General features: G+C 62.0%; 5 protein-coding genes and 1 pseudogene. All 6 read left to right on the top strand.

Annotated elements, in window-relative coordinates:
* A partial coding sequence (locus L288_RS36215) for an FAD-binding oxidoreductase (protein WP_021239071.1) occupies positions 1-1,617 on the top strand: 1,617 nt, incomplete at its 5' end.
* Positions 1,617-2,051, top strand: coding sequence for a c-type cytochrome (locus tag L288_RS42580; RefSeq protein WP_021239070.1), 435 nt, complete (start codon positions 1,617-1,619; stop codon positions 2,049-2,051). The genes L288_RS36215 and L288_RS42580, both read left to right, overlap by 1 nt.
* A 40-nt stretch (positions 2,052-2,091) precedes the next feature.
* Positions 2,092-2,607, top strand: a pseudogene (locus tag L288_RS36210) (hypothetical protein); the annotation flags it as partial.
* On the top strand, positions 2,607-3,050 hold the full coding sequence (locus L288_RS36205; RefSeq protein ID WP_030539678.1) for a pseudoazurin: 444 nt from the start codon (positions 2,607-2,609) through the stop codon (positions 3,048-3,050). The pseudogene L288_RS36210 and the gene L288_RS36205, both read left to right, overlap by 1 nt.
* A gap of 61 nt (positions 3,051-3,111) precedes the next feature.
* A complete protein-coding gene (locus tag L288_RS36200; protein WP_021239067.1) occupies positions 3,112-4,167 on the top strand; it encodes a Rieske 2Fe-2S domain-containing protein in 1,056 nt (351 codons plus the stop codon).
* 130 nt (positions 4,168-4,297) lie between these two features.
* Complete coding sequence (locus tag L288_RS36195; RefSeq protein WP_021239066.1) at positions 4,298-5,674, top strand: MFS transporter; 1,377 nt, start codon at positions 4,298-4,300, stop codon at positions 5,672-5,674.
* Positions 5,675-5,710 lie beyond the last annotated feature (36 nt).

Raw genomic sequence — 5,710 nt, 5'->3', positions numbered from 1 at the left:
ATGGCCCTTCCTTTGCCGCCCCAGGTTTCCGCCGCCGATTTCAAGCAGGCGCTCGAACAGTTCGCGCAGGCGGTTGGTTCGCAATGGGTGTTCACGTCCGAAGAAGACGTGATGCTCTATCGGGACGCCTATTCGCCCTTGTGGGACGAGCCCGATGAACTGATCCCTTCCGCCGCCGTCGCCCCGTCGACCGTTGAGGAAGTGCAGGCGGTCGTGCGCATCGCCAACCGCTTCAAGGTTCCTCTCTATACCATTTCGACGGGCATGAACCTGGGCTATGGCGGGTCCTCGCCCAATCTGCGCGGCAGCGTGATCGTTGATCTCAAGCGGATGAACCGCATCATCGAAGTGGACGACAAGCGTCATTTCGCAATCGTCGAACCGGGCGTCTCCTATTTCGATCTGTACCGCTATATTCAGGAGCGTAAGCTCAAGGTGTGGCTGGATATTCCCGATCCCGGCTGGGGAAGCCCGATAGGCAACGCTCTCGATCACGGCCTTGGTTATACGCTCCAGGCCTATCGCGATCATTTCGGCGCGCACAGCGGGATGGAGGTTGTGCTGCCCAATGGCGAGGTGATGCGCACTGGCATGGGCGCAATGCCGGGATCCAAGACCTTCGCCGAATATCGCTATGGCTATGGTCCCTATGTCGATGGGCTGTTCGGGCAAGCGAATTTCGGCATCGTCACAAAGATGGGCTTTTGGCTGATGCCAGAGCTGGAGGCTTATATTTCCGGCCTCATTTCCGTGAAACGCCGCGCCGATTTTGCGCCGCTTGTGGACATCGTCAACTATCTGGAAAATACCGGGACGGCGACGACGCCGCAATATAGCAGCCCGCTGCTCGGCAAGATGATGGACCCGCGCGTGCAGAAGGTCGCGTGGGACTTGTCAGTCCCCGATGAACAGCTCGACCAGCTTGCCGCTGACCTTGGCGTTCCGGCCTGGACGGTCGAGTTGCAATTCTACGGCAATCGGGATGTTGTCCGTGCGGCGTGGCAAGCATCCCAGGCAAGGATTCTCGCCGCCATTCCCGGAAGCAGCGCGAAGCTGATCAATGAATTCAGCTTTCCCTTTACCGAGGATCAGAAGAAAAACCTCCTCCGCAAGAGCGCCTTTGGCATCCCGGCGCTCGACGTCTTCGCCCTTGGCGCCAGAAACGAACGCTCGCCGGTTCCCGCGGACGGGCATCTCGGCTTCACGACGATGATCGCCAAGAGCGCGGAGGCTGTGTTCGAAGCACAGAAGATGTTCATCGAGGCGGCGAAGGGGTTCAACATTCCTTCTGTCGTGACCCGTTTCAACCCGCCGATGGCATGGCAGCCCCGCAGCTTCATGATGCTGGGAATCTTCATGCTGTCGAGGGACGACCCGAAAAAGAATCGGGAAACGCGTGAACTCTATGGCCATTATCTCCTGGAGGCCGCGAAGGCGGGCTATGGCGAATATCGCGCGCCCGCATTCTTCCAGGAGCAGATCGCGCGCACTCATTCTTTCAACAACAATGCCCTGTTGCGGTTCGCGGAAACGATGAAGGACGCGGTCGATCCCAACGGAATTCTGTCGCCCGGCCGCGGCGGCATCTGGCCCGCCCGATATAGAAAGGCTAAATAATGGCTCGTTACACCGCGCTGGTTGCGATCGCCGGCACATTGTTCCTCGGCGCTGCTGGTTTAGCCAGCGCGCGCAAGCCTGCTCCGGCCCCGGCAAACGGGCCCGCCGCGCAGATCGCGCGCGGCGACAAGATATTCCAGACGAATTGCGCCGCCTGTCACGGTCATGGATCGGGCGGCGACGATTATCTGACTGGCGAACATTGGAAATATCTGCCGGGCACGCTCGCGATCTACGTCAAATATCAAAATGCCGTACCGCCCGCGTTGGAGGACAGGACTGACCTGACCCATGAGGTGATCGAATATTATGTGCGCAACGGCATATCGATCATGCCGCAGTTCCGCAAAACCGTGGTGTCCGATCAGGATCTCAAGGACCTGTCCGCCTATTTGATGCGCAACAACGGCCGGGCCTCAACGGCGAAGAAATAGTCAGGCGACAGCGCCATGTCGGCACTCCCTTCTCCATCGCAGCATGCATGGCTGTCATATCCGTTCCGGGGCACGGCAACGCGTCCGGGACGGATCGCGACGGGCAGCCGGGAGGCGTCGAATGTACCCCTTCAATGAAGGATCATTTGCTGCCCGCGACTGCTGGTATGTCGCGGCCTTTTCGGAAGAAGTGGGGCGTGAACCGCTGGGCCGCACCATCCTGAACGAGCCGGTCGTCGTCTATCGCAAGGAGGATGGAAAGCCCATTCTCCGCACCCGGCTGTTTCATGCCGTGATGCCCGAAACAGCGAAGAGTTGCGCCTATTTCTTCGCCATGGCCAGCACTGATCACGGAATATTGGACGAGATGGAAGACTATCTGCGGCCAGTCATAGGGGAAGACAAGTTCGCGACCGAAGAGATCGAAAAGATGCTTGCGATCGTGGGGGAAAATCCCAGGGAGTTGCTCATCCGAACCGATAGAACGGCCGTCGAAGGCCGCCGCATGTTGCAGGCGATGATGGACGCCGAACAATCTCTAGTAGAGGAAAGATAATGGTTAATTTCGTTGCTCGCGGAATTTTGTGTCTTGGGATGGCGCTGGCCGCTGTCCCGGCCGAGGCCAAGACAATCGTCATCCATATGAAGAATAAGGGTGCGGAAGGATCGATGGTGTTCGAACCCGCTTTCGTGAAAGCGGCGCCGGGCGACGTCATTCGCTTTGTTCCGACTGACCCCAGCCACAATGCCGAAACCATTCCAGCTATGTGGCCCGCCAGCGTCAAACCGGCAAAAGGCATGATCAACAAGGAATTGGCCGTGCCGGTTACGACGCCGGGTCTCTATGGTTTCAAGTGTCTCCCCCATTACGGCATGGGCATGGTCGCGCTGGTCCAGGTGGGCGATGTGCCAGCCGCCAGCGTCGCGGCCGCCAGGGCGGTGCGCCTGCCTGGCCTCGCGGCCAAACGGATGAACGGATATCTCGGCCGCGTGAAGTGACCGGGCTGGCGATCCGCTGAAGGCAGGACCGGGAGCGGATCGCATAATCAGGAGAGAGCCAATGTTCGTGAAAAATGCCTGGCACGCAATCGGCTATTCGCAGGAATTCGAAACGGGTACGCCAGCGGCGCGGCAGATCATCGGCAAGCCGATCGTGGTGTATCGCACCGATGCGGGTGATCTGGTCGCGCTGGACGACCGGTGCAGCCATCGTTTCGCGCCATTGTCGCGCGGACGCTGCGAAGGCGACATGCTTCGCTGCATGTATCATGGCGCATTGTTCGACCGGACCGGCCAGTGCATCCAGATTCCGGGTCAGGACAAGGTGCCAGCGCAAGCCCGCATCCAGTCCTATGCCGTGGCCGAACGTAGCGGCTGGGTGTTCGTATGGGGCGGCGACCCCGCCGGGGCCGATCCCGGACGCCTGCCGAATTTCCTGCCGCTGGAGGGCGGCGAGTTCACCTTCGCCAAGGGCGCGATGGATTATCGCGCGGCGGCCAGCCAGATAAACGCCAACCTGCTCGATTTCACGCATCTTCCCTTCGTTCACACCGCCAGCTTCGGCGCGCGCGAAGATTCATGGAAGGAAGCCCGTTCGAAGATCACGCCGGTGGAAAACGGCATATCGGTCACATGGTGGGTCCCCGGCGCGATAATACCGGCGCACGAGACTCGCCTGGAGGTGCGTGTCGTCGATCAGCTGTTGATGTATGAATATACCGTACCGGGCCATCTTTCGATGATGATGGAATTCTATCCCGAAAACACCGCCCGCTCCTGTGATTTCGGCACGCCCTCGATCGAGCCGGTGGTGCGCGATTACAACGCGCAGTCGGTCTGCGCTACGGGTGAGGGCACGGCGCGCTATTATTATGCCTGGGGCGTGCCCAGGGCCATTCCCGGCGCGGAAGAGGTCGCCAGCATGCGCTTGGAGATCGCAGGGCGCGCGTTCGAGGAGGACCGGCTGATGATCGAGGCGCAGCAACGCATCATCGATAGCACGCCCGATGACATCGTGATGGTCCCCAACGCCGCTGACAAGGCCATCACGCTGTTCGAGCGCCTGATGGCCAAAGCCGCGCGCGAGGACAGCGAGTCCGCCGGGCCGCTGTCCTGACGCCGGTATCTGCATAAAGGGGGCGGCCTGCGCTCGCCTCGTTCCGGCCTGACGCTGTCCGGCTGGAACGATGGGCGCAGGCCGAAAGCAATGGGCCGCCCTCAGCGGCCGCAACGGGAGGAGCCTGATAATGAAACCGGGAAGCTGGACCAGCATCATCACCATATTTTTCGTCGGGCTTATCGCGGCGGCTTCGATCGGCAAGATCCTGCCGCTCATTCCCGATGTCGCATCGTCGATGGGCGTCGACGCGGGGACTGTCTCATGGTGCATTTCCAGCATCGCCGCCGCGGCCGTGCTGCTGGCGCCGCTCGGCGGTTCGCTGACCGAACGCATTGGCGACCGCCGCCTGATGGCGCTGGGCATGGCCATCATCGTCGCGGGCAATATCGGCGACTATTACGCGCCCGGCTTCGCATCGCTGACCGTATCGCGCCTTATCGAAGGCGGCGGATGCATCTTCGTGTCGCTCGGATCGCTGGCGATGGTGGCGCGCACCACCACCGGGGCAAGGCAGCCTTTGGCGATGGCGCTCATTTCCACGACGGTGCCGGTGGGTATCGGCCTTTCAGCGGCGCTGGCGGGATTTGCGTCAGGGCCCGGCTGGCCGATCGTCTTCGTCATTCATGCGGTGGCCGCGCTCGCCGGTCTGCTGCTCGTGCTCGCCCTGTCGAAGTCGCAGGCCGTGCAGAGCGAACATGGCGGCACCCGCTGGATCGACGTCCTGCGCTTGCGGGGCCCCATCCGCCTGTCCGTGGGCCTCGCCGTGCTGACGATCGCGCAGTTCGGCCTGGGCGCGCTGTTCCCGACATTCCTGATCGGCGCATTCGGCTTCAGCCCAGCGACCGCCGGGCTCTTTTCGCTCGCCAGCTATCCCGCCTCCGTGATCGGCAGCATCCTGCTGGGGGTGATGCTCGCCCGCAACGTCAGCGCGCGCGCGATCTTCGTGGTGACGCTGGTGATCGTCGCTGTCGCCGGGCCGCTGGCTTATCTGCCTGTCCTCGGACTGACCGGCGCGGTGATCAGCCTGTTCCTGTTCTGCGCCGGCGGTGGCGTCCTGGTCGGCATGTCCGCCGCGCGCTTTCCGCATGTGGCGCCCAGCCCCGACGCCATTGGCGCGACTTCGGGGCTGATGCTTCAATTCGCCAATCTCGGCGTGCTTCTGGGCGCGCCCGTTACCTTCGGCACCTTCGCTCTGGGCGGACGGGAGGGAGTCGCTCTGCTGGCGCTCGCCTGCTGTGTCGTGAATGGGCTGTTCTGGCTCAGCGACCGCCGGATCACTCCAGGCGAAACGGTGACGTTCCAGCCTGTGCCCTTCGCCGCCGCCCGCGCGGGCATGATCGCCAATGGCTTGCCGGAAGCGGATGCGGACGCCGCGATCGAGCTGTTCACGCTGGTTTCCAAGGGAGGCGAAGGGGAAGTCTACCCGGATGTCGAGCGGGTTCTCCAGCGCAAGGCGATCCGGTTCGAACAGTTTGTGCGCGACAATCTTGCCGCCTTCAAATGAACGATAACGGCGCTCACGCCCTGGCATGGCCGGGAC

It is taken from the genome of Sphingobium quisquiliarum P25 (assembly GCF_000445065.1).
In the GTDB taxonomy this organism is placed as follows: domain Bacteria; phylum Pseudomonadota; class Alphaproteobacteria; order Sphingomonadales; family Sphingomonadaceae; genus Sphingobium; species Sphingobium quisquiliarum.
Note: the sequence above shows the minus strand (reverse complement) of the source record. Positions and strands in the feature narration are given on the sequence as shown.

Bases quoted from the DNA above. Each gene is read 5' to 3' on its own strand.
- L288_RS42580 (WP_021239070.1), top strand. From the start codon at position 1,617: ATGGCTCGTTACACCGCGCTGGTTGCGATCGCCGGCACATTGTTCCTC.
- L288_RS36205 (WP_030539678.1), top strand. From the start codon at position 2,607: ATGGTTAATTTCGTTGCTCGCGGAATTTTGTGTCTTGGGATGGCGCTG.
- L288_RS36200 (WP_021239067.1), top strand. From the start codon at position 3,112: ATGTTCGTGAAAAATGCCTGGCACGCAATCGGCTATTCGCAGGAATTC.
- L288_RS36195 (WP_021239066.1), top strand. From the start codon at position 4,298: ATGAAACCGGGAAGCTGGACCAGCATCATCACCATATTTTTCGTCGGG.